Annotated in this window: 21 protein-coding genes; 8 read left to right on the top strand and 13 right to left on the bottom strand. The window is 69.3% G+C overall.

Annotation, left to right across the window (positions count from 1 at the left end; genetic code table 11):
* Positions 1 to 10 precede the first annotated feature (10 nt).
* On the top strand, positions 11 to 628 hold the full coding sequence (locus G3I54_RS07815; RefSeq protein WP_164612413.1) for a GNAT family N-acetyltransferase: 618 nt from the start codon (positions 11 to 13) through the stop codon (positions 626 to 628).
* Positions 629 to 724: 96 nt separating this feature from the next.
* Here the strand turns inward: G3I54_RS07815 and trxA are convergent, their stop codons facing one another.
* The 7 genes from trxA to G3I54_RS07780 form a co-directional block, all read right to left on the bottom strand.
* Positions 725 to 1,057 carry a thioredoxin gene (trxA, locus tag G3I54_RS07810; protein WP_018957328.1) on the bottom strand — a complete coding sequence of 111 codons (333 nt, stop codon included), beginning with the start codon at positions 1,055 to 1,057 and terminating at the stop codon, positions 725 to 727.
* 46 nt (positions 1,058 to 1,103) lie between these two features.
* A complete protein-coding gene (gene trxB, locus G3I54_RS07805) occupies positions 1,104 to 2,075 on the bottom strand; it encodes a thioredoxin-disulfide reductase (RefSeq protein ID WP_164612411.1) in 972 nt (323 codons plus the stop codon).
* 125 nt (positions 2,076 to 2,200) lie between these two features.
* On the bottom strand, positions 2,201 to 3,169 hold the full coding sequence (locus G3I54_RS07800; RefSeq protein WP_164612409.1) for a zf-HC2 domain-containing protein: 969 nt from the start codon (positions 3,167 to 3,169) through the stop codon (positions 2,201 to 2,203).
* Positions 3,166 to 3,882, bottom strand: coding sequence for an RNA polymerase sigma factor SigM (gene sigM, locus G3I54_RS07795; RefSeq protein ID WP_164612407.1), 717 nt, complete (start codon positions 3,880 to 3,882; stop codon positions 3,166 to 3,168). Before sigM ends, G3I54_RS07800 begins: the two co-directional genes overlap by 4 nt.
* A gap of 162 nt (positions 3,883 to 4,044) precedes the next feature.
* On the bottom strand, positions 4,045 to 5,775 hold the full coding sequence (locus G3I54_RS07790) for a serine/threonine protein kinase (protein WP_164612405.1): 1,731 nt from the start codon (positions 5,773 to 5,775) through the stop codon (positions 4,045 to 4,047).
* A gap of 129 nt (positions 5,776 to 5,904) precedes the next feature.
* Complete coding sequence (murJ, locus tag G3I54_RS07785) at positions 5,905 to 8,067, bottom strand: murein biosynthesis integral membrane protein MurJ (RefSeq protein WP_164612403.1); 2,163 nt, start codon at positions 8,065 to 8,067, stop codon at positions 5,905 to 5,907.
* Between the two features lie 50 nt (positions 8,068 to 8,117).
* Entirely contained in the window at positions 8,118 to 10,412 is a 2,295-nt protein-coding gene (locus tag G3I54_RS07780) for a DUF6049 family protein (protein WP_164612401.1), read from the bottom strand.
* Between the two features lie 180 nt (positions 10,413 to 10,592).
* On the opposite strand from G3I54_RS07780, the gene G3I54_RS07775 reads away from it, so the two are divergent.
* Entirely contained in the window at positions 10,593 to 12,035 is a 1,443-nt protein-coding gene (locus G3I54_RS07775) for a CCA tRNA nucleotidyltransferase (RefSeq protein WP_164612399.1), read from the top strand.
* A gap of 99 nt (positions 12,036 to 12,134) precedes the next feature.
* Here G3I54_RS07775 and G3I54_RS07770 read toward each other — a convergent pair whose 3' ends face one another.
* The 3 genes from G3I54_RS07770 to G3I54_RS07760 all read right to left on the bottom strand — a co-directional run bounded on the left by G3I54_RS07770 (position 12,135) and on the right by G3I54_RS07760 (position 15,378).
* Positions 12,135 to 13,403 (bottom strand): MFS transporter, encoded by a 1,269-nt coding sequence (locus G3I54_RS07770; RefSeq protein ID WP_164612398.1) that lies wholly within the window; start codon positions 13,401 to 13,403, stop codon positions 12,135 to 12,137.
* 125 nt (positions 13,404 to 13,528) lie between these two features.
* Complete coding sequence (locus tag G3I54_RS07765) at positions 13,529 to 14,611, bottom strand: inositol-3-phosphate synthase (protein WP_164612396.1); 1,083 nt, start codon at positions 14,609 to 14,611, stop codon at positions 13,529 to 13,531.
* A gap of 59 nt (positions 14,612 to 14,670) precedes the next feature.
* Positions 14,671 to 15,378 carry a helix-turn-helix transcriptional regulator gene (locus G3I54_RS07760; protein WP_164612394.1) on the bottom strand — a complete coding sequence of 236 codons (708 nt, stop codon included), beginning with the start codon at positions 15,376 to 15,378 and terminating at the stop codon, positions 14,671 to 14,673.
* 400 nt (positions 15,379 to 15,778) lie between these two features.
* Here G3I54_RS07760 and G3I54_RS07755 point away from each other — a divergent pair, with 400 nt between their 5' ends.
* Together G3I54_RS07755 and G3I54_RS07750 are read left to right on the top strand one after the other, a co-directional pair.
* On the top strand, positions 15,779 to 18,541 hold the full coding sequence (locus tag G3I54_RS07755) for a transglycosylase domain-containing protein (RefSeq protein ID WP_164612392.1): 2,763 nt from the start codon (positions 15,779 to 15,781) through the stop codon (positions 18,539 to 18,541).
* A gap of 146 nt (positions 18,542 to 18,687) precedes the next feature.
* On the top strand, positions 18,688 to 20,202 hold the full coding sequence (locus tag G3I54_RS07750) for a glycosyltransferase 87 family protein (protein ID WP_203685647.1): 1,515 nt from the start codon (positions 18,688 to 18,690) through the stop codon (positions 20,200 to 20,202).
* A 43-nt stretch (positions 20,203 to 20,245) separates the two neighbouring features.
* On the opposite strand, the gene G3I54_RS07745 is transcribed toward G3I54_RS07750, so the two are convergent.
* From G3I54_RS07745 to G3I54_RS07735, 3 genes are all read right to left on the bottom strand, one after another.
* A complete protein-coding gene (locus G3I54_RS07745) occupies positions 20,246 to 21,277 on the bottom strand; it encodes an alanine racemase (RefSeq protein ID WP_137229448.1) in 1,032 nt (343 codons plus the stop codon).
* Positions 21,278 to 21,367: 90 nt separating this feature from the next.
* Positions 21,368 to 22,486 (bottom strand): peptidoglycan bridge formation glycyltransferase FemA/FemB family protein, encoded by a 1,119-nt coding sequence (locus tag G3I54_RS07740; RefSeq protein ID WP_030077277.1) that lies wholly within the window; start codon positions 22,484 to 22,486, stop codon positions 21,368 to 21,370.
* Between the two features lie 172 nt (positions 22,487 to 22,658).
* On the bottom strand, positions 22,659 to 22,970 hold the full coding sequence (locus G3I54_RS07735; RefSeq protein ID WP_164612388.1) for a hypothetical protein: 312 nt from the start codon (positions 22,968 to 22,970) through the stop codon (positions 22,659 to 22,661).
* Positions 22,971 to 23,301: 331 nt separating this feature from the next.
* Here G3I54_RS07735 and rpsF point away from each other — a divergent pair, with 331 nt between their 5' ends.
* From rpsF to rplI, 4 genes are all read left to right on the top strand, one after another.
* On the top strand, positions 23,302 to 23,592 hold the full coding sequence (rpsF, locus tag G3I54_RS07730) for a 30S ribosomal protein S6 (RefSeq protein WP_018957345.1): 291 nt from the start codon (positions 23,302 to 23,304) through the stop codon (positions 23,590 to 23,592).
* A gap of 74 nt (positions 23,593 to 23,666) precedes the next feature.
* Positions 23,667 to 24,290: a single-stranded DNA-binding protein gene (locus G3I54_RS07725; protein WP_164612386.1), complete on the top strand. Its 624-nt coding sequence runs from the start codon at positions 23,667 to 23,669 to the stop codon at positions 24,288 to 24,290.
* Positions 24,291 to 24,332: 42 nt separating this feature from the next.
* Positions 24,333 to 24,569, top strand: coding sequence for a 30S ribosomal protein S18 (gene rpsR, locus G3I54_RS07720; protein WP_003967857.1), 237 nt, complete (start codon positions 24,333 to 24,335; stop codon positions 24,567 to 24,569).
* An 18-nt stretch (positions 24,570 to 24,587) separates the two neighbouring features.
* The gene (gene rplI / locus G3I54_RS07715; RefSeq protein ID WP_030576021.1) at positions 24,588 to 25,034 is read left to right on the top strand and encodes a 50S ribosomal protein L9; all 447 of its coding nucleotides are present in this window, start codon (positions 24,588 to 24,590) and stop codon (positions 25,032 to 25,034) included.
* Positions 25,035 to 25,184 lie beyond the last annotated feature (150 nt).

Below are 25,184 nucleotides of genomic sequence, written 5' to 3'. Positions count from 1 at the left end.
GATCGCCGTCATGGGGCGTCGGCTCGTACCACTCACCCTGGACAACCTTCCGGATCTCCCCGAGCGTTGCCGCTCGTGTGTCTTCTGGGAGCTTGACCCGGTCAGTGGGGAAGCCGCGGTAAAGGCGGGCAAGCCGGAGCTGGAGAAGGAAGCCTGGATCTCCGCGGTTCTGCTGGAGTGGGGCTCCTGCGGCCGGGTGGTCTATGTGGACGACGTGCCGGTCGGCTTCGTGCTCTATGCCCCGTCGGCGTACGTCCCCCGCTCGACCGCTTTCCCGACCAGTCCGGTCTCCCCGGATGCCGTCCAGCTCATCACCGGGCTGATCATTCCCGAGTACCAGGGCCAGGGGCTGGGCCGTGTCATGGTGCAGACGGTGGCCAAGGACGTGCTGCGCCGGGGCTTCAAGGCGATCGAGGCGTTCGGAGACGCGCGCTCCGAGCAGGCCACATGCGTACTTCCCGCGGATCATCTGCTGGCGGTCGGCTTCAAGACCGTGCGGCCGCACCCCGTGTACCCACGGCTGAGGCTGGATCTGCGGACGACGCTCTCCTGGAAGGAAGACGTGGAGATGGCGCTCGACCGGCTCCTGGGGGCGGTCCAGAAGGAACCGGTGTTGCGGCCGTTGTGAGGCCGGTCCGATGTCGGCCGTCATGCGAAACGGGCCCACCCCCGAGGGGGTGGGCCCGTTTCACGTGAAACATTGCGCCGAGGCGCTGTTGTGCGGTCAGGCGCTGATGAAGCCTTCGAGGTCGCGGAGGATCGCGGCCTTCGGCTTGGCGCCGACGATGGTCTTGGCGACCTCGCCGCCCTGGTAGACGTTCAGGGTCGGGATGGACATCACGCCGTACTTGGCGGCGGTGGCCGGGTTCTCGTCGATGTTGAGCTTGACGATCTCGATCTGGTCGCCGTGCTCTGCCGCGATCGCCTCCAGCGAGGGCGCGATCTGGCGGCACGGGCCGCACCAGGCTGCCCAGAAGTCCACCAGAACGGGCTTGTCGCTCTTGAGGACGACCTCGTCGAAGGTGTCATCCGTAACGTGCTTCAGGTCGCCGGCCACGGCGGCCTCCTTAGTCTCTCGGGGTGGTGGGGTGTGGTGCGGAGGTTCAGACGGCCGGGGTCTTCTCCGGCTCGGCGGGCTCGGCGTCGGCCAGGGCCGCGAGGAAGCGCTCGGCGTCCAGGGCGGCGGAGCAGCCGGTGCCCGCTGCCGTGATGGCCTGACGGTAGGTGTGGTCGACCACGTCTCCGGCGCCGAACACGCCGGCCAGGTTGGTTCGCGTCGAGGGCGCCTCGACCTTCAGGTAGCCCTCGTCGTCGAGCTCCAGCTGGCCCTTGAAGAGCTCGGTGCGCGGGTCGTGGCCGACGGCGATGAACAGCCCGGTCACGGGGAGCTCGGACGTCTCGCCGGTCTTGGTGTTGCGCAGGGTCAGACCGGAGAGCTTCTGGTCGCCCTTGACCTCGGCGACCTCGCTGTCCCAGGCGAACTTGATCTTCGGGTCGGCGAAGGCGCGGTCCTGCATGGCCTTGGAGGCACGCAGGGTGTCACGGCGGTGGACGATGGTGACGGACTTGGCGAAGCGGGAGAGGAAGGTCGCCTCCTCCATCGCGGTGTCGCCACCACCGATCACGGCGATGTCGTGGTCCTTGAAGAAGAAGCCGTCGCAGGTGGCGCACCAGGAGACGCCGCGTCCGGAGAGGGCGTCCTCGTTGGGCAGTCCGAGCTTGCGGTGCTGGGAGCCGGTCGTGACGATGACGGACTTGGCGCGGTGGACGGTGCCCGCGGTGTCGGTGACGGTCTTGATGTCACCGGTGAGGTCGACCGCGATCACGTCGTCGGGGATCAGCTCGGCGCCGAAGCGCTCGGCCTGGGCCCGCATGTTGTCCATGAGCTCGGGGCCCATGATGCCGTCCTGGAAGCCGGGGAAGTTCTCCACGTCGGTGGTGTTCATCAGCGCACCGCCGGCCGTGACGGCGCCCTCGAAGACCAACGGGTTCAGCGAGGCGCGGGCGGTGTACAGCGCGGCGGTGTACCCGGCCGGTCCGGAGCCGATGATGATCACATTACGGACGTCGCTCACGGGTTTCTTCCTCGTTTCTGCAGACTGCCTAACTGCCTACGGGGTCGGTCAACGACTCTCACCCCACCCAACGGATCCTACGGCTGTTGCATTCCCGAACGTGCCGCGGCGGCCGCGGGCGGTCTTCAGGGGCGTTTGTAGGCGCGGGTGAGCAGCAGCTGCCCGGTGGACTCCGGGGCGGCGTCCACGCAGGCGGCGGCCACGAGGTAGGCCTGTACGCGCGAGGGGTCGCTCGTGTGCGGGAGGACGACGAGATAGGTGTCCGCCCCCTTGTACGTCCCCTCGTCCAGGGCGAGGGCCGGCGTGGTGCGGCCGGTGGCCTGCTGCACACACGGGGGAACAGTGACGGCAGGGGCCTTGAAGGGGCTGTTGGAGGCCTCGGTGTCGGGGGTGAGGGCCTCGCTCGTCGACTTGGTGTCCGCACCCGGCGGCACCTTCTTCACGCCGGGGCTCTCCGCGCTCGCCTCGTCGCCGAGGAGATCCTGCACCTGGGCTTCGAGCGTGCCGTCGTCGTAGGTGCGTGCGCGACCGTCCGCGGCGCTGACTCCGCTGTCGGCCGAGGTCTTGGCGGCATCGCCGGAGGGGGCGACGGACTGGAGGAGGAAGACGCTCATCCCGATGACCGCCGCACCGAACGCGGTGCCGAGGACCACGGCGCGCCGACGGCGGCGGGCTGGACGGCGACCCGGTCCGGTGGCAGCCGAGGACCGGCCTGCGGGGCGGTCCGGGGCGGTGCCGCCGGCGCCCACGGAAGCGGGCCCGGGCGTCGCGGTGTCGCGTGTGGTGTCTTCGGCGGTCGTTGTTTCACGTGAAACAACGACCGGCTCGTCCACGGCGGGAGCGGTGGAGCGGGCCTCCGCCGCGAGGGCCGTGTCGATGCGGGCGGCGATGTCGTCGGGCATCGGCTCGGGGGCGGGCATCGTTCCGAGCAGCCCGCGGATCTCCTCCAGGGAGTCCTGTACCTCCGAGCAGAGCTCGCAGCCCGCGATGTGCTGCTGGACTTCCGCCGTACGGGAAGGGGAGAGCAGCCCCTCGGTGAGATCGGAGATCTCGGAGACCTCCGGGTGCTGAGCCGTGTCGGCCGTGGATGTCACGGGCGCCCACCTCCTCCCTTCGTAGCGGCAGGATCGCTTGCTCCTGCGTCTCTCGGGCCTGACGCAGATGGGACGGATGCTCCGGGCGTCCGGTTCCTTCCGGTGGCGTCCTTGTCCCCGTCGGGGGTCTGCCCCCCGGTTCCCGCGCGCAGATGGCGGACCAGAGGGGCCAGTCTCGCCCGGCCCCGGGCGCACCGGCTCTTCACGGTGCCGGTCGGTACCTCCAGGATGCTGGCCGCCTCCGCGACGGGGTAGCCCTGCATGTCGACGAGGACGAGGGCTGCCCGCTGCTCGGCGGGCAGGGTGGCCAGGGCTTCCTGGAGCTGGCGGTGGAGGTCCTGCCGCACGGCGGGGGCCTCGGCCGATTCGTGGGGTTCCAGGAGCTGGTCGAGGCGTTCGGCGTCGTCCACCGGTGACGTCTTGCGGGAGGCGGCCTTGCGGACCCGGTCGAGGCAGGCGTTGACGGTGATCCGGTGCAGCCAGGTGGTGACGGCGGACTGGCCGCGGAAGGTGTGGGCGGCACGGAAGGCGGAGATCAGGGCGTCCTGCACGGCGTCGGCCGCCTCCTCCCTGTCCCCCAGGGTGCGCAGTGCGACAGCCCAGAGCCGGTCGCGGTGGCGGCGTACGAGTTCACCGAAGGCGTCGGGGTCGCCCGCCACATGCTGGGCGAGCAGCTCCGAGTCGCTCGGCGCCTCGGGTGGAACGGAATCCACCGTGCTCCCCCTCCGAACCGGATCCGATGTCGTATACGGGCCGCGCCCGGCGAAGCGGTGCGACGGGGAGAAGCCTGCCGTCACGGGTGTGACGGCCGCAACCCTGTGCGTCGCGGGCGCTCGGTGGGCGAACGGTCCGCCCCACAGTATCGGGGTGGTGGATCAGCCGAGGACCGAGATCTCGCTGATGCCGCCCCGGTAGCCGCCCGTTCCGTCCGACGGGAGCTCCGTGACGTGGATCAGGACGTAGCGGGTGCGGACGGGCTTGTCGAGCTTCTCTTCCAGCTTCGAGCCCGCGACGGTCTGCTTGACGATCGGCTGGTCGAAGTCGGCCGTCGTGGACGGGGACGAGGCATCCGGGGGCGCGGCGAGCACGGTCGTCGTCTGGCCCTTCCGGTACATGGACACGTCGACGCCGGAGACGTCCCGCACCTTGCCGAGGTCGACGATGATTCCGCTGCCCTGCTTGCGCTGGGGGAGGTTGCCGAAGTTGGCGAAGGTCTCGTACCGCGGGGTGACCCAGGCGGTTCCGGGATCTCCGTCGATGGTGTTCGGCACATCCCGCTGCTTGATGCCGGAGCCGTCGGGCATGAACTCCGTGGCTTCCGCGATGTCCAGGGGTTCGGCGGACGGCGCGGGCTTGTCGTCCTTGTTCTTGTCGTCCTCGTTCGGCTCGGAGACGCCGGTGTCGTCGGAGCCCTTGGTCCGGTCGAGCAGCGCTTCCGCGAGCTGCCAGCTGCCGAGGCCCAGCGCGGCGATGAGGAGCGCCGAGACGGTCCACTTGAGCACGCGGCCGGTACGGCTCTGCAGAGGGGCCGGAGGGGCCGGCATGACGGGCTGGGTGACCGCGGACGGGTGCGAGGACGGGCGCCCGTACGTGCCCTGCTGATAGGTCGTGCGCTGGTACGCCGGCGGCGCGGTGAACGTGGGCTCCGGAGGAAGGATGCGCGGCATGGCCGCGACGGCCTTGGCCAGCTCGTCCGGGGTGGTGCAGGGCGGTTCCTGCCGGGAGGCGGTGGCACCGTCGTTGGCGAGCGCCCGCATGGCGAGCTCGGAGAGGCCGCGGTGGACGCCGGCCCGGACCTGGTCCGGGGCGATGAGTCCCATGCCCTTGGGCAGCCCGGAGAGCCCGTGGGCATCGCTCCCGTACGGCCAGCGGTGGGTCAGCGCGGCGTACAGCAGGGCGCCGATGGCCTCGGTGTCCGTACGGAGGGGGCGCTCGGCGGTGATGCCGCGCAGAGCGGCGTTCACGGCGAGGCCGCGGATGCGGTACTGCCCGGTGGAGCTGCGCAGGACCGCACCGGGGGTGAGGCGCAGATGTGACAGGCCTTCGCGGTGGGCGGCGGCCATCGCCTGGGAGAGCTGGCTGACGAGCTGGTAGGCGTCGTGGGCCTCCATCGGTCCGGTGGCCAGCAGAGCGGTGAGCTCGGTGGCGTCCGGCAGCCATTCGTGGACCACGTAGACGAGGTCGTTCTCCTCGACGGCGTCCAGGACCTGGACGAAGCGGGGGTCGCCGAGCAGGGCCGAGGAGCGGGCGGCGGCCAGCACCGAGCGGGCCCGCGGGTGGTCCGCGGGCAGCAGATGGACGCCCACCGCCCGGCGGAGCTTCTCGTCGACCGCGCGCCAGCTGCTGAACCCGTCCAGACGGGTGACGCACTCCTCCAGGCGGTAGCGCCCGGCGAGTTTGTGACCGCTGTGCAGGTCGGGCGATGCCGGAACGGCCTCGGAACGCTCCCGCCCACCGCCCGTGTTCTCGGTGTCCTTGGAGCTCGCGCCCTTGGTGTCCTCGGCTTGCGCCGTCCCGTCGGTCGTGGCCTCGTCCGCCTTGGCGGTCAGCGGCTCGTCGCCGCCGTTGTCGGCCACGTCGACGGCGGCCGTGCTACGTTCCGCCACCGTCGTTCCTGCCTCCCCATCCGTTGCGCGATGCCAGCCAGCTCTGCACAGTCACGCCAATTGTGCCCACACTCCAGCGCTATGCACGACACGCGGAGTGCGGAGATGGTTGTGCGGGCGGGTGCTCATTCAGCGTCCGAGCCGTCCACGGACCATGCCGACCAGGCCGTTGACCTCTTCGATGCGCATCTTCTTCGCCGCGACGAAGAAGATGCCCAGGAGGAGGACGCCGCCGCAGATCAGTGCGGCCAGCGAGCCGAGAGCGCCGGTGCCGACGAGTTCCAGGATCCCGAACCCGACGGCGCCGCCGACCAGGGCGGCGGGCACCGCGGCCATGCAGAGGCGGGCGTAGGTCCGGACGATGTGCGCGCCGTCCAGGTCGCCGCCCAGCCGGTTGCTCAGTCGGCGCCAGGCGACGCCGACGCCGACCGCGTAGGCCAGACCGTAGGAGAAGGCCATGCCGACGACGGCCCAGCGGGCGGGCAGGACGACGTAACAGAGCGCGGAGGCGGCGGCGTTGACGGCCGCCACGATGACGGTGTTGTAGAAGGGGGTCCGGGTGTCCTCGTAGGCGTAGAACCCGCGAAGCACGACGTACTGCACGGAGTACGGGATCAGACCGAGCGCGAAGGCCATGAGGATGAAGCCCATGGACCGGGCTGCCTCGGCGCCGCTGGAGGCGTACAGCAGGGTGCACATCGGCAGGCCGAGGGCGAGGAAGGTGAAGGCCACCGGCACGATGGCGACGGCCGAGTTGCGCAGCCCCTGGGAGATGTCGTCGCGGACCGCACCGGGGTCGTTGTCGTGGGCGGCCCGGGAGATGCGGGGCAGCAGCGCGGCCATGACGGAGACGGTGATGATGGCCTGCGGCATGCCCCAGATCAGCTGGGCGTTGGAGTAGGCCAGGAACCCGGTGCCGTCCCGGCCCGAGAGCTTGCCCGCCGCGGTGGCGAGCTGGGTGACGACCAGGACGCCCGCCTGGTTGGCCAGGACGAACAGCACGGTCCACTTGGCCAGCTTGACGGTCTTGCCGAGCCCGTGGCCCTTCCAGTCGAAGCGGGGGCGGAAGCGGAAGCCCGTCTCGCGGAGGTAGGGGATCATCGCCAGGGACTGGACGACGAGTCCGAGCAGGGTGCCGATGCCGAGCAGCCGGATGCCCTCCGGCGGGATGGTGTCGACGCCCATCCGGGATTCGGCGGAGGTGCCGTAGACCCAGATGAACAGCCCGAACGTGATGATCATGACGATGTTGTTCAGGACCGGGGTCCACATCATCGCGCCGAACTTGCCGCGGGCGTTGAGGATCTGACCCATCACCACGTGCACACCCATGAAGAAGATGGTGGGCAGGCAGTACCGGGCGAAGGTGACGGCCACGCTGTTGGCGGCCACGTCGTCGGCGATCGTGTTGGACATCAGCTGGATCAGCACCGGCGCCACGAGGACCGCGGCGGCGACGATCAGGCCGAGCGCGACCATCACGAGGGTCAGGAGCCGGTTGGCGAAGGCCTCGCCGCCGTCCTCGTCGTCCTTCATGGCGCGGACGAGCTGGGGGACGAAGACGGAGTTCAGGCCGCCGCCGACGGTGAGGATGTAGATCATCGTCGGCAGGGTGTACGCGATGGTGAAGCTGTCGCCGAGCATCGCGGCGCCGAGTGCGGCGGTGATCACCAGGGACCGGACGAAGCCGGTGAGCCGGGAGACGAGCGTGCCGGCGGCCATGACCGCGCTGGACTTGAGGAGCCCGGAGACCTTGCCGCCGCCGCCCTTGGCGGGCGCGGGGGCGGGAGCCGGTTCGGGCTGGGGCGGTACCGGAGGCTTGCCCGATCCTTCCTGGTCCCGGAAGAGATGGGCGAAGGCGTCCGGCTCCTGCCGGTCGTCCGATGCCTGGGTGACGAGGTCGTCGACGCCGACGAACTGCGTGGTCGCCGGGCGGTCCCCGTACGGCAGGTGCCGGGAGGGCCCCGCCGGCTCGGGGGGCGGGGTCTGGGCCCAGATGCGCGGGTCGGGGGCGTACGGGGCGGCGGGCGGCTGCTGGTAGAGCGGCGCCGGCTCCTGGTAGGTGCCGGGAGGCGGCGGCGGGTGCGCGGCGCGGTCGTAGAGGGCCTCGCCCACCGGGTCCTGGGCGGCCAGGTCCTGTGCCCGGTAGGGGTCGTCCTCGTAGGCGTGCTGAAGGTACGGGTCCGGCGGCACGGGGCCGTCCTGGCCCGCGCCCGGAGGAACCGGAGGCCCGCCCGGAGACGCTGCTCCGCCCGCGCCCTGCCCGCGGTCACCGTCGTACGGCGCGTTCATCGAAACCCCTACCTCATCGTCCCCGGCCGACCGGCCACGACAGACATCGCTCAACGGTCCACTTTCTCACCCGTTCCCGACGGGGCCCCGCTTTCCGGACCGGTGTCCGGAGTCGGGTCACTCGGCTGCTCGGGTTCGTCGCCGTTGCCGTTCGCCGTGTCGCTTGCCACGGCGCGCTTGCGGTGGCTGTACATCCTGATGCCCGCCAGCACCAGCAGCAGCAGTCCGCCGGCGATCACGAGCAGCACGGTGGGCGTCACCTCGGAGACCTTCACCGTGAAGGTCATCTCTTCGCCGTACTGGGTGCCGTCCTCCGTGTACAGCCGTGCGGTCACCTGGGCCCGGCCGTTGGCGCTGGTCGCCGTGTCGAACTTCACCGACTGGCTGTGCCCGCCGGCGATGCTGACCGGCAGCTCGGCCATGGAGCCGTCGTCGTTGAACTTGAGCCGGATGTTGTCCGAGGTCAGCTTGAGAACCAGTCGGTCCACGCCCTGCACCAGCTTGTTCTGCACGGTGACCGGGATCGTCGCGCTGCGCCCGGAGAGGGTGACGTCGGACTTCTTGATGAGCTGCACCTCGGAGGTGAGGCTCTGCAGGTAGTCGCGGACCGCGTCCCGGTACTGCTGCGCCTCCAGGGACCGGCCGCGCCAGGACGTCGACATCGAGCGGTTGACGGCGTTGCCGAAGGGCGTCACCACGCGCTCGGGCTGGGTCAGGATCGTCTCGAAGCTGTCGAGCGAGCCCTGGGTGGTGCGGATGTCCTGGAAGGCCTGTGTGGGCAGTTCCTGGGCGCGGAGCTTCTTCGGGTAGGCGGCGGCCCGGGGCACCTTGGCGGTGGCCTTCGGGTCGGGCTTCACCTCCGCGGCGGAGACGAGGTCGAGCGGCTGCGTCCAGCGGTTGCCCGACAGGCCCTCCAGCGCGCGGGCCATCGTCTGGGCCTGCGCGGCGGTGGGCATCCGCGGCGGGGCCACGACGATGCTGCGCTCGTTGTCGGGCGCCTGCTCGGTCAGTGCGAGGGTCTGGGCGAGGAACCTCTGGACCGCGAGGGTGGAGGCGCCCGCCCTCGACATGTCGCCGTCGAACAGGGTGGACAGCCGGGCGTCCGCGACGACGGCGGTGGTGCCGCCGCCGATCGGCCGCGCCGAGGTCGGCGTGTACGGAAGCCCAGCGGTCTCCCGGAAGCTGTCGCTGCGGGCGATCACGTTGTGGGCGCCCGCCGAGGTCGCCACATCGACGATGGAGGAGTCCACGGCGCCGTTCACGGGCCAGGCGAAGTCGGTGGACGGCTTCACGTGGAGGATGGTCTCCACCGTGGTTGTGGCCACCGTGGAGGCGTTCTGCAGATGGCTGAGCGTTCCGGAGACGTTCTTGCCGCGGTGCGCGATGGAGGCCAGGTCGGGGTCGGCGAAGGGCAGGGCGATCACCTTGCCGTCCTCCACCACCTTCTCCAGGGCGGTGAGCCACGCCTTGGCGACGTTCTGGTTCTTGCCCGGGACGGTCGTGTCACCCGACTCGACCTCGTACTTCCCGGCCATCGCCGCGACGCTCGCCAGGAGGTCCGGGTCGACGACCCAGGTCACGGGGAGCCGGCTGCCCAAGGACACCATCTGCTCCAGCCGGCCGCCGGGCGCCAGCTCCTTGGCCAGGTCGTCGTTGGTGAAGACGGGGGTCTGCTGCTCGTCCGAGCGGGTCTCCGCCGTGACGTGGGGAGAGGCGATCAGCGGCCAGAGGAAGGTGAGCTTCGTCCGGCTGTCGCTCGCCTCGGGCTGCCAGGGCAGGAACGAGCGCTCGATGCCCAGCACCTGCTCGTAGGGGGTGGTGGTCGTCCGGCCGGACACCGAGACGCCGAGCTGGTAGACGCCCGCGTCGTCCAGGCCCAGCTTGTCGACGGGCACGGTGAGTGTGAAGTCCTGGCTGATCCCCTTGGCGAGCTTGGGGAACTTCACCGTGTACTTGTCCCCGACGGTGACCGGGTCGGCGCCGGGAACATACGTGGAGCGCTTGGCGGCGTCGTCGACCTCGCCCCGGCCGGAGAGCCGGGGGCCGACCCGCAGATCGACCTCGGCGCTGCTGATCGTCTCCTTGCCCTTGTTGGTGAGCGTTCCGGAGACGGTCAGGGTGTCGTCCTCCGTGGGAACGCTCGGGGAGAGCGTGTCCAGGGACACATCGACCGTACGAGAGCCTGTGGGCGCCTTGGCGGGCTCGGCGGCCGGGGCGGCACCGGCGGCCGGAACGGCCAGGAGACCGGCCAGCAGCGGTGCTCCCAGCACCGCGGAGGCCGTGCGCCGGAGCCACCGGCGGGCAGGGGACGGACGCGTCCCCCGGAAGTCTGCCGCCTCGGCCACGCGCCTACCCGTCCCTCTTCGTCGTCAGATGCTGTCGATCGTTCGGTCCTGCGTCCCCGCATGGTAACGAGGTGCGGCGGGCCGAAGTGCTGGGGTCCGTCGCACATGATCGCGGGTACGCCGCAGGGTCCCCGTAAACGATGACGCCGCGACCGGTCCGTGCACGTACCCTTTTCTGTTGTGCCGAACGCCAACGAAGAGAACGCCAGTGCACTGAGCCAGGTGCAGCACCGCGCGGTGAGTGAGCTGCTGCGGGTGTCCCCGGTCGCCGACGACCTCGCCCGTCGATTCCAGGAGGCCGGATTCGGCCTCGCGCTGGTCGGCGGCTCGGTCCGCGACGCACTGCTGGGCAGGCTCGGGAACGACTTGGACTTCACCACCGATGCCCGCCCCGACGATGTGCTCAAGATCGTCCGCCCCTGGGCCGACTCGGTGTGGGAGGTCGGGATCGCCTTCGGCACTGTCGGCTCCCAGAAGGACGGTTACCAGATCGAGGTCACGACCTACCGGTCGGAGGCGTACGACCGGACCTCGCGCAAGCCGGAGGTCTCCTACGGCGACTCCATCGAGGACGACCTCGTGCGCCGCGACTTCACGGTCAACGCCATGGCTGTGGCCCTGCCGCAGAAGGAGTTCGTCGATCCGTACGGAGGCCTGAAGGACCTCGCCGAGCGGGTGCTGCGCACTCCGGGCACGCCCGAGGAGTCTTTCTCCGACGACCCGCTGCGCATGCTGCGCGCGGCCCGCTTCGCCGCGCAGCTCGACTTCGAGGTCGCCCCCGACGTCGTCACCGCCATGACGGAGATGGCCGAGCGGATCAAGATCGTCTCCGCCGAGCGGGTCCGCGACGAACTCAACAAGCTGCTGCTCTCCCAGCACCCGCGCAAGGGCCTGGGGCTCCTGGTCGATACGGGGCTGGCCGAGCATGTGCTGCCCGAGCTTCCCGCGCTGCGCCTGGAGAGTGACGAGCATCACCGCCACAAGGACGTCTACGAGCACTCGCTGACCGTCCTGGAGCAGGCCATCGCCCTGGAGGAGAACGGACCCGACCTCGTACTCCGTCTCGCCGCGCTGCTCCATGACATCGGCAAGCCGCGGACCCGTCGCTTCGAGAAGGACGGCAGGGTCTCCTTCCACCACCACGAGGTGGTGGGCGCGAAGATGACGAAGAAGCGCATGACCGAGCTCAAGTACTCCAACGAGCTGGTCAAGGACGTGTCGAAGCTGGTGGAGCTGCACCTGCGCTTCCACGGGTACGGCGACGGCGAGTGGACCGACTCCGCGGTGCGCCGGTACGTGCGTGACGCCGGGCCGCTGCTGGAGCGTCTCCACAAGCTGACCCGGTCGGACTGCACGACCCGGAACAAGCGCAAGGCGAACGCGCTCTCCCGTACCTACGACGGGCTGGAGGAGCGCATCGCCCTGCTGCAGGAGCAGGAGGAGCTCGACTCGATCCGCCCCGACCTGGACGGCAACGAGATCATGCAGATCCTGGAGGTCGGCCCCGGGCCGGTGATCGGCAAGGCGTACGGGTTCCTGCTGGAGCTGCGCCTGGAGCACGGGCCCATGGAGCGGGACGCCGCGGTGGCGGCGCTCAAGGAGTGGTGGGCGCAGCAGGACTGAGTCCGACGGGGTGATGTTTCACGTGAAACATCACCGGCCGGATGTGCCGAGGGGCGTTGTTTCACGTGAAACAACGCCCCTCGGCACATCCATGAGCGGCTATCGGTGGGCATCGGTGCGCCGCCAGCGGAACATCGTCACCGCCACCACCGCGTACAGCGCCGACACGACCGCCACGACGGAGACCGATCTGCCGTCCGGTGGGAGCATCAGCGCCGCCACCCCCGCGGCGCTCACGAACGCGACGTTGAAGAGCACGTCGTAGAGCGAGAAGACCCGGCCGCGGAAGGAATCGTCGACCGAGGTCTGTACGACCGTGTCGGTCGCGATCTTCGACCCCTGGGTCACGACGCCGAGTACGAACGCGGCGATCAGCATCGGTACGGGGGCGAAGGAGAGCCCCAGAGCGGGCACCAGGACCGCCGCCGCCCCGGCGCAGCCCACGATCCACCCGTACCGACCGAGCAGCCCCACCGCCCATGGAGTGAGGACGGCGGCGACGAAGAACCCCGCGCCGGAGACCCCGACCGCCAGGCCGAGCAGGGCCAGCCCGTCGGACTCGGTGTCCGACCAGGCGTAGCGGCACAGCATGAGGACCATCACCGTGAGGGCGCCGTAACAGAAGCGGATCACGGTCATCGCGGCCAGGGCCCGGGCCGCGTGGTTCCGTTGCGCGAGATGCCGCAGCCCGGCGACGAGCCCGCGTGCGGTGACGGCCAGAGCGGCCCGCAGTCGCAGAGGGCTCCCGTCGGTGTCCGGTCCCAGCAGGGCGCGGGGCAGGCTCAGGGATGCCAGCGCGGACAGCAGGTAGAGCATCGACCCCAGCAGCACGACCGCCGCGTCGGACTCGTCGGCCAGCAGTCGTACGAGGAAGGCGAGGCCGCCTCCCGCGGTCGCCGCCAGGGTGCCGGCGGTCGGGGAGAGAGAGTTGGCGACGACGAGGCGATCGGTGTCGACCACCCGGGGCAGGGCGGCGGAGAGGCCGGCCAGCACGAAACGGTTGACGGCGGTGACGCAGAGGGCCGAGGCGTAGAAGAGCCAGTCGGGCACCGAGGCGAGGATCAGCAGCGCCGTGGAGCAGGCCAGGGCGGCCCGCAGAAGGTTTCCGTAGAGGAAGACCTGGCGTCGGGGCCAGCGGTCCAGCAGCACCCCCGCGAAGGGGCCGATCAGGGAGTAGGGCAGCAGGAGCACGGCCATCGCGGAGGCGATGGCGGCGGCCGACGTCTGCTTCTCCGGCGAGAAGACGACGTATGCGGCGAGGGCGACCTGGTAGACGCCGTCGGCGGACTGGGACAGGAGCCGCACGGTGAGCAGGCGGCGGAAGTTCCGCAGGCGCAGCAGGGTGCGCAGATCACGCGCGACAGACATGGGAGCAAGCGTCACACACGTCGGGGGTCCACGGGCGGATTGCCCGGGGACCCCCGACGTGCGGCAGGAAGAGGTGAGCGTCTCCGCTCAGCACTCCGGTGTGGCTGTCAGCCGAGAAGGCCGGTTCAGCGCTCGGCGTCGCCGTTGATGAACTTCTCGACGTTCTCGCGGGCCTCGTCGTCGAAGTACTGCACCGGCGGGCTCTTCATGAAGTAGCTCGAAGCCGAGAGGATCGGGCCACCGATGCCGCGGTCCTTGGCGATCTTCGCCGCGCGGACGGCGTCGATGATGACACCGGCCGAGTTCGGGGAGTCCCACACCTCGAGCTTGTACTCCAGGTTCAGCGGAACGTCGCCGAACGCGCGGCCCTCGAGGCGCACGTAAGCCCACTTGCGGTCGTCCAGCCAGGCCACGTAGTCCGAGGGGCCGATGTGGACGTTGTCCGCACCGAGCTCACGGTCACGGATCTGCGAGGTGACGGCCTGCGTCTTCGAGATCTTCTTGGACTCCAGGCGCTCACGCTCGAGCATGTTCTTGAAGTCCATGTTGCCGCCGACGTTCAGCTGCATCGTGCGGTCCAGGATGACACCGCGGTCCTCGAAGAGCTTCGCCATCACGCGGTGCGTGATGGTGGCGCCCACCTGGGACTTGATGTCGTCGCCGACGATCGGGACACCGGCCTCGGTGAACTTGTCCGCCCACTCCTTGGTGCCGGCGATGAAGACCGGGAGAGCGTTGACGAACGCGACCTTGGCGTCGATGGCGCACTGCGCGTAGAACTTCGCAGCGACCTCGGAACCGACGGGCAGGTAGCAGACGAGAACGTCGACCTGCTTGTCCTTGAGGACCTGGACGATGTCGACCGGGGCGTCCGCGGACTCCTCGATCGTCTCGCGGTAGTACTTGCCGAGACCGTCGTGGGTGTGGCCGCGCTGGACGGTCACGCCCGTGTTCGGCACGTCCGCGATCTTGATGGTGTTGTTCTCGCTGGCGCCGATGGCGTCCGCGAGGTCGAGGCCGACCTTCTTCGCGTCGACGTCGAAGGCGGCGACGAACTCGACGTCGCTGACGTGGTAATCGCCGAACTGGACGTGCATCAGACCGGGCACCTTGCCGGCCGGATCGGCGTCCTTGTAGTACTCGACGCCCTGCACCAGCGAGGCGGCGCAGTTGCCCACGCCTACGATGGCTACGCGAACCGAACCCATTCCGGTTGCTCCCTGTGTAATCGGTGTTTCCGATGAAGTCGCCGCGGAGTGCGATGACTTCACTTGGCGGTGTCGTCGGACGGATCCGGCGGGGTGTTGTCCCGATGCCGGGGCAGGCCGCCCGTCTCTCCAGGTGTGTCCTGCTGAGCGGAGCCGTCGGGTGAGGATCGTCGCCGATCCCGTCCCGACCGTTCGCTCTCGATGAGCTCGTTCAGCCAGCGCACTTCGCGCTCCACGGACTCCATGCCGTGTCGCTGCAGCTCAAGTGTGTAGTCGTCGAGTCGTTCGCGAGTGCGGGCGAGAGAAGCGCGCATCTTCTCCAGGCGCTCCTCCAGTCGGCTGCGCCGGCCTTCGAGAACCCGCATCCGCACATCGCGTTCGGTCTGGCCGAAGAAGGCGAAGCGCGCTGCGAAGTGCTCGTCCTCCCAGGCGTCCGGACCGGTGTGCGACAGCAGCTCCTCGAAGTGCTCCTTACCTTCTGCCGTCAACCGGTAGACGATCTTCGCCCGGCGACCCGTCAGCGAGGAGGAGGAAGCGGCCGGGCGCCCGGTGACCGGCGCGGTGTCCGCCGGGTCACCGGCGGGCTCCTCGATCAACCAGCCGCTGGCGACCAGCGTCTTGAGGCAGGGGTAGAGGGTCCCGTAGCTGAACGCACGGAAGATCCCCAGCGAAGTGTTGAGGCGTTTGCGCAGCTCATAGCCGTGCATCGGCGATTCGCGGAGCAGGCCGAGAACGGCGAACTCGAGGATGCCGGAGCGTCGGCTCACCGGTGCCTCCTCCTTCTCCCGCTGCTTCCGTCGGCACGGTCCACCGGAGTCACCGGCGTACTTATGCCGTGCTGATGTATCGACTCGATACATCAGCACGATAGATCGCTCCGACCTGTTCGACAAGGGTGACCTTCGTGAACGGCGTCACATCGACAATTCCCAGGGTTCGACTTGCGTTGTTTGGGGTGAAGTTCGGCCCTAGGCGGGTTTTGACCGTGCGTAGTCTGTGCGGCATGCAGACCACCGGGAACCGCGAGGCGCTCTCGCGCGTCAGTCTTCGCGGACTGCCGGATGCGCTGCGGATGAGCCTTCCGCAGTGGCTTGTCCGTAATTCGGGGGGACCGGATCTCAACTGCCGCTTCCAGGCGCTCTCGCCTGCCCGAGGAGTAGTCGTTCCATGAGCGAGCACCGTCGCAAAACGCCTCAGCCACAAGGTGGCGGGCGTGCCGCGGCCAGACGAGCCGCCCAGCAGTCGACCGGACGCCGAGCAGTCCCGTCACGCAGAGCCACTTCGGCATCACCTTCCGAATCGCCTTACGAGTCGCAGGGCGGTGAGGAGCGCCAGTACGGCAGTCGCGCCGAGGCCCGCCGCGCGGCCCAGCGTGGCGGCCGACGCCGTGGTGCCGACGCCGGGGGCTCCGGCGCGGGCGGCGGTGGCGGCCGGCGACGCGGTGGCGGAGGTGCGGACGGACCGGGGGGCCGGGGGCGTGACAACGGTGGACCCGGCAAGAAGAGGTTCATCGACTACCCGCGCTACGGCAAGTACGGGTTCCGCCGCTGGGTGCCCTCGTGGAAGCTGGTGTCGGGGCTCTGTCTCGGGTTCCTCGGTGTGCTGATGGGCATTGGCGGCATCGCCTACGCCTGGGTGGTTCCACCGGACATCAACAAGACCGCCAAGGCGCAGAACAACGTCTACTACTGGGCCGACGGCACGCAGATGGTGGCGACCGGTGGTGCGGTGAACCGCCAGGAGCTCAAGTACGAGCAGATCCCGGTCGCGATGCGCAACGCCGTGATCTCCGCCGAGAACAAGAGCTTCGAGACTGACCGCGGCATCGACCCGATGGGTATAGGGCGCGCGCTGTACAACATGGCCACGGGTGGTGAGACCCAGGGCGGGTCGACCATCACCCAGCAGTACGTCAAGAACTCCATGCTCACCCAGGACCAGACGCTGAAGCGGAAGTTCCAGGAACTCTTCATCACGCTCAAGGTCGCCGGTGAGGAGGACAAGGAAGACGTGATGGCGGGCTACCTGAACGTCTCCTACTACGGACGTGGGGCCTCCGGTCTGCAGGCAGCGGCCCGCACGTACTACAACAAGGACGCCAACCAGCTGGACGCGAGCGAGTGCGCGTTCCTGGCCACCCTGCTCAAGGGCGCGAGCTACTACGACCCGGCCGGCGCGACCGACATCGACAAGGTCAACGCGACCAAGAAGAAGAACACCACGCGGGCCAAGGAACGTTGGGAGTGGATTCTCGACGAGCAGGTCAAGGACGGGCGCATGTCGGCGGAGGACCGCGCCAAGTTCACGAAGTTCCCCATGCCGCTGCCGCCGAAGAAGGACGCCAAGCTGGGCGGACAGACCGGCTATCTGGTGGAGCTCGCGAAGAAGTACTTCCTCGCCAACAACGACCAGGGCATCGACGCCAAGCAGCTCGAACTGGGCGGCTACGAGATCCACACCACCTTCCAGAAGAAGCGGGTGCAGGACCTCGAAGCAGCGGTGAACAAGGTCTACAAGGCCAAGATCCGGCCCAAGGAGCGCCCCAAGACGGACACGCACGTCGAGTTCGGCGGTGCCTCCGTGGACGCGAAGACCGGCGCCATCATCGCCACGTACGGCGGCCAGGACGCCACCACGCACTTCACGAACAACGCCGACGCCACCGGCGCCCAGGTCGGATCGACCTTCAAGCCCTTCGTGCTGGCGGCGGCCATGCAGTACGGCGTGCGCGACCCGTCCGGTGGGAAGGAACAGAGCGAATCCCAGCGCACCCAGGTCTCGCCGAAGAGCATCTACAACGGCGACAACAGGCTGCGGATCAAGGACTACACGGGCAAGATCTGGCTGAACCAGGACGACGAGGAGTGGCGTCAGACCAACGACGGCGACGAGAGCTACGGTGACATCGACCTGCGGACGGCCATGGAGAAGTCCGCCAACTCCCCGTTCGTGCAGCTCGGCATGGACGTCGGAACGGACAAGGTCAAGGACGTCGCCGTCGCCTCCGGTCTGAAGGACGACACCTTCATGGCCGACGCGACCGTTCCCTCGTTCTCCATCGGCACCTCCTCGCCCAGCGCCATCCGCATGGCCGGCTCCTACGCCACCTTCGCCACCAGCGGCCAGCAGAACGACACGTACTCGGTGACCGAGGTCAAGAAGGGCGGCGTGACCGTCTTCAAGCACCAGAAGAAGACCAAGCGCGCTTTCACCCCGCTCATCGCCGACAACATCACGGACGTGCTGAAGAACGTCGTGGAGAACGGGACGGGCCAGCCCGCCCGCCTGGAGGGCCGTGAGGCCGCGGGCAAGACCGGTACGACCGACGGCAACCGGTCCGCCTGGTTCGTCGGGTACACCCCGCAGGTCTCGACCGCCATCAGCATGTTCCGGTACGACGACGACGAGACGAACGCCACCCGCGAGTTCTTGAAGATGTTCGGCACCGGTGGCGAGGCGAAGATCCACGGAAACTCGTTCCCGGCCTCCATCTGGCACGACTACATGACCGCGGCGATGAAGGGCAAGAAGGCCATCCCCTTCCCGGAACCGCAGGACCCGGGCGATGTGGTGTGGGGCGGTGGCGCGGTCAGCCCCAGTCCGACGCCCAGTCCCACGCCTTCGGAGACGGCATCGGAGGATCCGAGCCCGACCCCGACGCCCACGCAGACCACCCCGAGCCCGACTCCGACGCCGACCAAGTCCTGCGGCTTCTTCGACCCGAACTGCGAGGAGACCAACGGCGGAGGCCAGAACGGCGGGGCGGACGGCGGAGGCCAGAACGCCGGAGCCGACGGTGGCGGCGACAACACCGGAGCCGACGGCGGGGGCGACAACTCCGGAGCTACCGACGGCAGCGACAACGGCGGCGCCCAGGGAGCCAACGGCAACCCGGGCGGAACCGGCTCGATCTGGGGCACCTCCGGATAGCCGGACCGGCTGAGCACAGTGACGAGGGCCGCCGCACCCATCCGGGTGCGGCGGCCCTCGCCGCGTTCCCGGCGGCACACGGCGTCCCGGCGCTCCCGCCGTGTCCCCGGGCGGTCCTTGCCCCGGGCACAGCCCCGTACGGCAGGATGTGCGGCATGCCAAGCCCCAGCGCAGAAGACACGAGCGTGCACCAGGAGCGGCCCGTCGTGCGGCCCACCGATCAGGACGAGGTCGCGGCGGCCGGCAGCGAGCTGTTCGGCGGCCGGGTGGGACGCTGGGCGCGGCTGGGCGACGGTCCGCTCACGCCGGTGCGCGTCGTCGCGCTGGTCATGATCGGGATGTTCGCCCTCGGCATGGTGCAGAAGATCCCCTGTTACGAATGGGCCTGGTTCCGCGGGGCCACCTCGCAGTACACGCACGCCTGCTACTCCGACATTCCGCACCTCTTTCTGGGACGCGGGTTCGCCGACGGCCTGGTGCCGTACTTCGACCGGCTGAGCGGCGATATGCAGTACCTGGAGTACCCCGTGCTGACCGGGGTGTTCATGCAGGTGGCGGCCTGGCTGACGCTGACGCCCGACAGCGACCCCATCCAGCAGCGCGAGCAGATGTACTGGATGGTCAACGCGGGCATGCTGATGATCTGCGCGGTCGTCATCGCCGTGTGCACCGTCCGTACGCACCGCCGCCGCCCCTGGGACGGCCTCCTGGTCGCGCTGGCCCCCGCGTTCGTCCTCACCGCCACCATCAACTGGGACCTGCTGGCCGTCGCCCTGACGGCCGCGGCGATGCTCATGTGGTCCCGGGGCCGGGTGCTCGCGTTCGGCATCCTCATCGGCCTCGCGACGGCCGCCAAGCTCTATCCGGTCCTGCTGCTGGGCCCGCTCCTGGTGCTCTGCTGGCGGGCGGGCCGGTGGCGCGAGTTCGGGACGGCCCTGCTGGGCGCGGGGGCGGCCTGGCTGGTGGTGAACCTGCCGGTGATGATCTTCGCGCCCGAGGGGTGGCGGAAGTTCTACACCTTCAGCCAGGAGCGGCCCATCGACTTCGGCTCGTTCTGGCTGATCATCACCCAGCGCACCGGCAAGCCCATCGACGTGGAGACGGTCAACACCGCGTCGGTCGTCCTGATGGTGGTGTTCTGCGCGGGCATCGCGGGCCTGGCGCTGTCCGCGGCCCGCCGCCCGCGCTTCGCCCAGCTGGCGTTCCTGGTGGTGGCCGCGTTCATCCTGACGAACAAGGTCTACTCACCGCAGTACGTGCTGTGGCTGATCCCGCTGGCCGTCCTGGCCCGGCCGCGCTGGCGCGACTTCCTCATCTGGCAGGCCTGCGAGGTCATGTACTTCCTCGGGATCTGGTTCTACCTCGCCTACACCAGCGGCGGGGACAAGCACCAGGGGCTGCCGCAGGAGGGCTACCAGGTCGCGATCGCCCTGCACCTGCTGGGCACGCTCTACCTGTGCGCGCTGATCGTCCGGGACATCCTCGTGCCGGAGAAGGACCCGGTGCGCAGGGACGGGTCGGACGACCCGTCGGGCGGAGTCCTCGACGGGGCTCCGGACACGTTCGTGCTGGCGCCCGAGGCCCGACCGTCCGGGCACACGGCCCCGACGGTCACGGGACCTCAGGTGGAGTGGGGCGCGACGCCCACCCGGGACGGCTGAGCCGGGGCCCGGGCGCGGCCGTTCAGGGCCGCGCCCGGGCGGCTCAGCGGTCGACGAGCCGGTCGTACTGGGTGGTCGTGTGGCGCAGATGGGCGACCAGCTCGTCACCGACCCGGGGCTCCTGGGCGTCCGAGGGCACGAACAGGATCGACACCTGCATGTGCGGCGGCTCGGCGAACCACCGCTGCTTGCCCGCCCAGACGAACGGCGACAGGTTGCGGTTGACCGTGGCCAGGCCCGCGCGGGCTACGCCCTTGGCCCGCGGCATCACGCCGTGCAGCGCCTTGGGCGCCTCCAGGCCGACCCCGTGGGACGTACCGCCGGCCACGACGACCAGCCAGCCGTCGGACGCGGTCTTCTGCTGGCGGTAGCCGAACCGGTCGCCCTTGACGACGGGGGTGACGTCCAGGACGGCCCCCCGGTACTCGGTGGCCTCGTGGTCGCCGAGCCAGAGCCGGGTGCCGATACGGGCGCGGAAGCGGGTCTGCGGGAACTGCTGCTGGAGCCGGGCCAGCTCCTCGGCGCGCAGATGGCTGACGAACATGGTGTGCAGCGGCAGCCGGGCCGCGCGCAGCCGGTCCATCCAGCCGATGACCTCCTCGACGGCGTCGGAGCCGTCGGTGCGGTCCAGCGGCAGGTGCAGGGCGAAGCCTTCGAGACGTACGTCCTCGATCGCCGCGTGCAGCTGCCCGAGCTCCTCCTCCTTGACGCCGTGGCGCTTCATCGAGCTCATGCACTCGATGACGACCCGGGCGCCCACCAGGGCGTGCACCCCGTCGACGGAGGAGACGGACCGGATGACGCGGTCCGGCAGCGGTACGGGCTCCTCACCGCGCCGGAAGGGGGTCAGGACGAGCAGGTCGCCGCTGAACCAGTCCTTGATCCGGGCCGCCTCGTAGGTCGTCCCGACGGCGAGGGTGTCGGATCCGAAGCGGATCGTCTCGTCGGCGAGGCGCTCATGGCCGAAGCCGTAGCCGTTGCCCTTGCAGACGGGTACGAGACCGGGGAACTGGTCGATCACGGACTTCTGGTGCGCCCGCCAGCGCGCGGTGTCGACGTAGAGGGAGAGCGCCATGGCGGCCCGGAACCTTTCTGGTGGCTGCGGTGGATCAGGAACGAACGGTGGGTGCCGAGAGGTGCCGGCCCAGGTATGCAGTGAAGCGGATCAGCGGCGCGACATATAGATGTCGAGCGCCTTGTGGAGCAGCTTGTTGAGCGGGAAGTCCCACTCGCCGACGTACTCGACGGCCTCGCCGCCGGTGCCGACCTTGAACTGGATCAGGCCGAAGAGGTGGTCGGTCTCGTCCAGCGAGTCGCTGATCCCGCGCAGGTCGTAGACGGTCGCGCCCATCGCGTAGCTGTCGCGCAGCATGCGCCACTGCATCGCGTTCGACGGCCGGACCTCGCGCCCGATGTTGTCGGAGGCGCCGTAGGAGTACCAGACGTGTCCGCCGACGACGAGCATCGTGGCGGCGGAGAGGTTCACGCCGTTGTGGCGGGCGAAGTAGAGCCGCATCCGGTTGGGGTCCTCGGAGTTGAGGACGGTCCACATGCGCTGGAAGTAGGAGAGCGGGCGCGGCCGGAAGTGGTCGCGCACGGCGGTGATCTCGTAGAGCCGCTGCCACTCGGCCAGGTCCTCGTAGCCGCCCTGGACGACCTCGACGCCGGCCTTGTCGGCCTTCTTGATGTTGCGGCGCCACAGCTGGTTGAAGCCCTTGAGGACGTCCTCCAGCGAGCGGTTGGCCAGCGGCACCTGGAAGACGTAGCGGGGCTGTACGTCACCGAATCCGGCGCCGCCGTCCTCGCCCTGCTGCCAGCCCATCTTCCGCAGCCGGTCCGCGACCTCGAAGGCGCGCGGCTCGATGTGGGTGGCCTCGACGTCGCGCAGGCGCTTCACATCCGGGTCCTGGATGCCGGACTTGATGGCCGCCGAGTCCCAGCGGCGGATGACCACCGGCGGGCCCATCTTCACGGAGAAGGCGCCCTGCTGCTTGAGGTGGGCGAGCATCGGCTGGAGCCAGTCGTCCAGGTTCGGTGCGTACCAGTTGATGACCGGGCCCTCGGGGAGGTACGCCAGGTAGCGCTTGATCTTGGGCAGCTGGCGGTACAGGACGAGGCCGGCGCCGACGATCTCGCCGTTCTTGTCGAACCAGCCCAGGTTCTCCGAGCGCCATTCGGTCTTCACATCAGCCCACGCCGGGACCTGGCAGTGACTGGCCGAGGGCAGGCTCTGGATGTACGCCAGATGCTGCTCTCGGCTGATGGTCCTCAGGGTCAGGCTCATGCGGGGCGCTCCTCGGCAGGTGTGTCCCCATCGGTCAGGGGCTCCGGCTCTCGCGCCGAAGCCTACTGTGACCGAGGGGCGCCCGGCCTGGCCCCGGGGGCAGGAACGTGCGACGGACCGGCGCGGGTGCCCTGGGCGCCCGCGCCGGCCCGTGCTCCGGCCGGTGGTCCGGTCAGGTGATCACGCCGCCGAAGAGGCCGCCGTGGGCCATGCCGAGGAAGAAGCCGACGGCGGACGCGCCGAGCCCGATGACCAGGCCGAACCGCTCGCCGGTGGTCCTGGAGACGTACATCCCGTACCCACCGGTCAGGATGCCGACCAGCCCGGCCCACGAGCTGATCAGGTGCAGGTGATGGAACATCGCCGTCACGAAGGCGAGAGCGCCCAGCACGAGGGTCACGGCGAGCAGGGTGTCCTGGAGCGGGTGCGGCTTGCCGTCCGTCGCGAAGAGCGAGCCGGTGGCGGGGCGAATGGTCTGTGCCATGGAGTACCTCCTGGCCGGACGGATGGGCGGTGGATCCAAGGCCTCCCGCACTGCGGCGGGTGTAGCGCCTCTCACACCGCGTCTGTCTCGATTGTGCCCTCTGAGCTCCTGATTTCAACCGGAAGCCGGTCTACAGGTAGTCTGTACGGTCTGCACCGGTGTCTGCCCAGGCCAGCACGGCGAGCCTCTACCCGAACCCCCACTCCGGGATCGTTCGGGAGCTGATCGTCAGTGCCGGGTGTTCTCCTCGGGAACACCGTTGCAACACGCATCACGACCCTCCTGCCACGGAACGACCGTGGCCGCTGAGTCCAAAGGAGGTGGGTTCCACATGCGTCACTACGAGGTGATGGTCATCCTCGACCCCGATCTCGAGGAGCGAGCAGTCTCCCCGCTGATCGAGAACTTCCTCTCCGTCGTCCGTGAGGGCGACGGAAAGGTGGAGAAGGTCGACACCTGGGGCCGTCGTCGGCTCGCCTACGAGATCAAGAAGAAGCCCGAGGGCATCTACTCGGTCATCGACCTGCAGGCCGAGCCTGCGGTCGTCAAGGAGCTCGACCGCCAGATGAACCTGAACGAGTCGGTCCTCCGGACCAAGGTCCTCCGTCCCGAGATCCACTGAGCATCTAGCTCAGCGGTTTTCGGGTCCGAGTAGCAGCAAGCAGCCAGAAGCAATCCCCGCCGAGAGGTTCACCCATGGCAGGCGAGACCGTCATCACGGTCGTCGGCAATCTCGTCGACGACCCCGAGCTGCGCTTCACCCCGTCCGGTGCGGCGGTCGCGAAGTTCCGTGTCGCGTCCACTCCCCGCATCTTCGACCGGCAGACCAATGAGTGGAAGGACGGCGAAGGCCTGTTCCTCACCTGCTCGGTCTGGCGTCAGGCGGCGGAGAACGTCGCGGAGTCGCTCCAGCGAGGCATGCGCGTCGTCGTGCAGGGCCGGCTGAAGCAGCGGTCCTACGAGGACCGTGAGGGCGTCAAGCGCACGGTCTACGAGCTGGACGTCGAGGAAGTCGGCCCCAGCCTCAAGAACGCCACGGCCAAGGTCACCAAGACCACCGGTCGCGGTGGTCAGGGCGGTCAGGGTGGATACGGCGGCGGCCAGCAGGGCGGCGGCAACTGGGGCGGCGGTCCCGGTGGCGGTGGCCAGCAGGGCGGCGGCGGTGCACCCGCCGACGACCCGTGGGCGACCGGCGCGCCGGCAGGCGGCCAGGGCGGCGGGGGACAGCAGGGCGGCGGAGGCGGCTGGGGCGGAAGCTCCGGCGGTTCCGGCTCCGGCGGTGCCTCTGGCGGCGGCTACTCGGACGAGCCTCCCTTCTAGGGCTGCTCGTACCCCACTTCTTGATCACACAGGAGAAACACCATGGCGAAGCCGCCTGTGCGCAAGCCTAAGAAGAAGGTCTGCGCGTTCTGCAAGGACAAGACCCAGTACGTGGACTACAAGGACACGAACATGCTGCGGAAGTTCATTTCCGACCGCGGCAAGATCCGTGCCCGCCGCGTCACCGGCAACTGCACGCAGCACCAGCGTGACGTCGCCACGGCAGTCAAGAACAGCCGTGAGATGGCGCTGCTGCCCTACACGTCCACCGCGCGATAAGGGAAGGGTGACAAGAGCATGAAGATCATCCTCACCCACGAGGTCTCTGGCCTCGGTGCCGCCGGCGACGTCGTCGACGTCAAGGACGGGTACGCCCGTAACTACCTGGTTCCGCGTGGCTTTGCCATTCGCTGGACCAAGGGCGGCGAGAAGGACGTGGCGCAGATCCGCCGCGCCCGCAAGATCCACGAGATCGCGACGATCGAGCAGGCCAACGAGATCAAGGCCAAGCTCGAGGGCGTGAAGGTCCGTCTGGCTGTTCGCTCCGGCGACGCCGGCCGTCTCTTCGGCTCCGTGACCCCGGCCGACATCGCTTCGGCGATCAAGGCTGCCGGTGGTCCCGACGTCGACAAGCGTCGCGTCGAGCTCGGCTCGCCGATCAAGACGCTCGGCGGACACCAGGTGTCCGTCCGTCTGCACCCCGAGGTCGCAGCGAAGCTCGGCGTCGAGGTCGTTGCTGCCTAAGGGCAGAGCTCAGCTGAGTCAGTGAAGGGCCGCACCCGTTGGGTGCGGCCCTTCGCCGTGTTCCGGGGGCGACGGTGTTTCACGTGAAACACCGTGGACGTTTCACGTGAAACGGGCGGCCTGTTTCACGTGAAACAAGCCGCCCGTGCC

The sequence above is a fragment of the Streptomyces sp. SID14515 genome, from assembly GCF_010548505.1.
Classification (GTDB): Bacteria; Actinomycetota; Actinomycetes; order Streptomycetales; family Streptomycetaceae; genus Streptomyces; species Streptomyces caviscabies.
This window is presented reverse-complemented; position numbering and strand designations above follow the sequence as displayed.

Excerpts from the sequence above, each read along its gene's own strand:
- G3I54_RS07815 (WP_164612413.1), top strand. The coding sequence starts at position 11 with ATGGGGCGTCGGCTCGTACCACTCACCCTGGACAACCTTCCGGATCTC.
- murJ (WP_164612403.1), bottom strand. The coding sequence starts at position 8,067 with ATGAACGCGCCGTACGACGGTGACCGCGGGCAGGGCGCGGGCGGAGCA.
- G3I54_RS07770 (WP_164612398.1), bottom strand. The coding sequence starts at position 13,403 with ATGTCTGTCGCGCGTGATCTGCGCACCCTGCTGCGCCTGCGGAACTTC.
- G3I54_RS07765 (WP_164612396.1), bottom strand. The coding sequence starts at position 14,611 with ATGGGTTCGGTTCGCGTAGCCATCGTAGGCGTGGGCAACTGCGCCGCC.
- G3I54_RS07755 (WP_164612392.1), top strand. The coding sequence starts at position 15,779 with ATGAGCGAGCACCGTCGCAAAACGCCTCAGCCACAAGGTGGCGGGCGT.
- G3I54_RS07750 (WP_203685647.1), top strand. The coding sequence starts at position 18,688 with ATGTGCGGCATGCCAAGCCCCAGCGCAGAAGACACGAGCGTGCACCAG.
- G3I54_RS07745 (WP_137229448.1), bottom strand. The coding sequence starts at position 21,277 with ATGGCGCTCTCCCTCTACGTCGACACCGCGCGCTGGCGGGCGCACCAG.
- G3I54_RS07740 (WP_030077277.1), bottom strand. The coding sequence starts at position 22,486 with ATGAGCCTGACCCTGAGGACCATCAGCCGAGAGCAGCATCTGGCGTAC.
- G3I54_RS07735 (WP_164612388.1), bottom strand. The coding sequence starts at position 22,970 with ATGGCACAGACCATTCGCCCCGCCACCGGCTCGCTCTTCGCGACGGAC.
- rpsF (WP_018957345.1), top strand. The coding sequence starts at position 23,302 with ATGCGTCACTACGAGGTGATGGTCATCCTCGACCCCGATCTCGAGGAG.
- G3I54_RS07725 (WP_164612386.1), top strand. The coding sequence starts at position 23,667 with ATGGCAGGCGAGACCGTCATCACGGTCGTCGGCAATCTCGTCGACGAC.
- rpsR (WP_003967857.1), top strand. The coding sequence starts at position 24,333 with ATGGCGAAGCCGCCTGTGCGCAAGCCTAAGAAGAAGGTCTGCGCGTTC.
- rplI (WP_030576021.1), top strand. The coding sequence starts at position 24,588 with ATGAAGATCATCCTCACCCACGAGGTCTCTGGCCTCGGTGCCGCCGGC.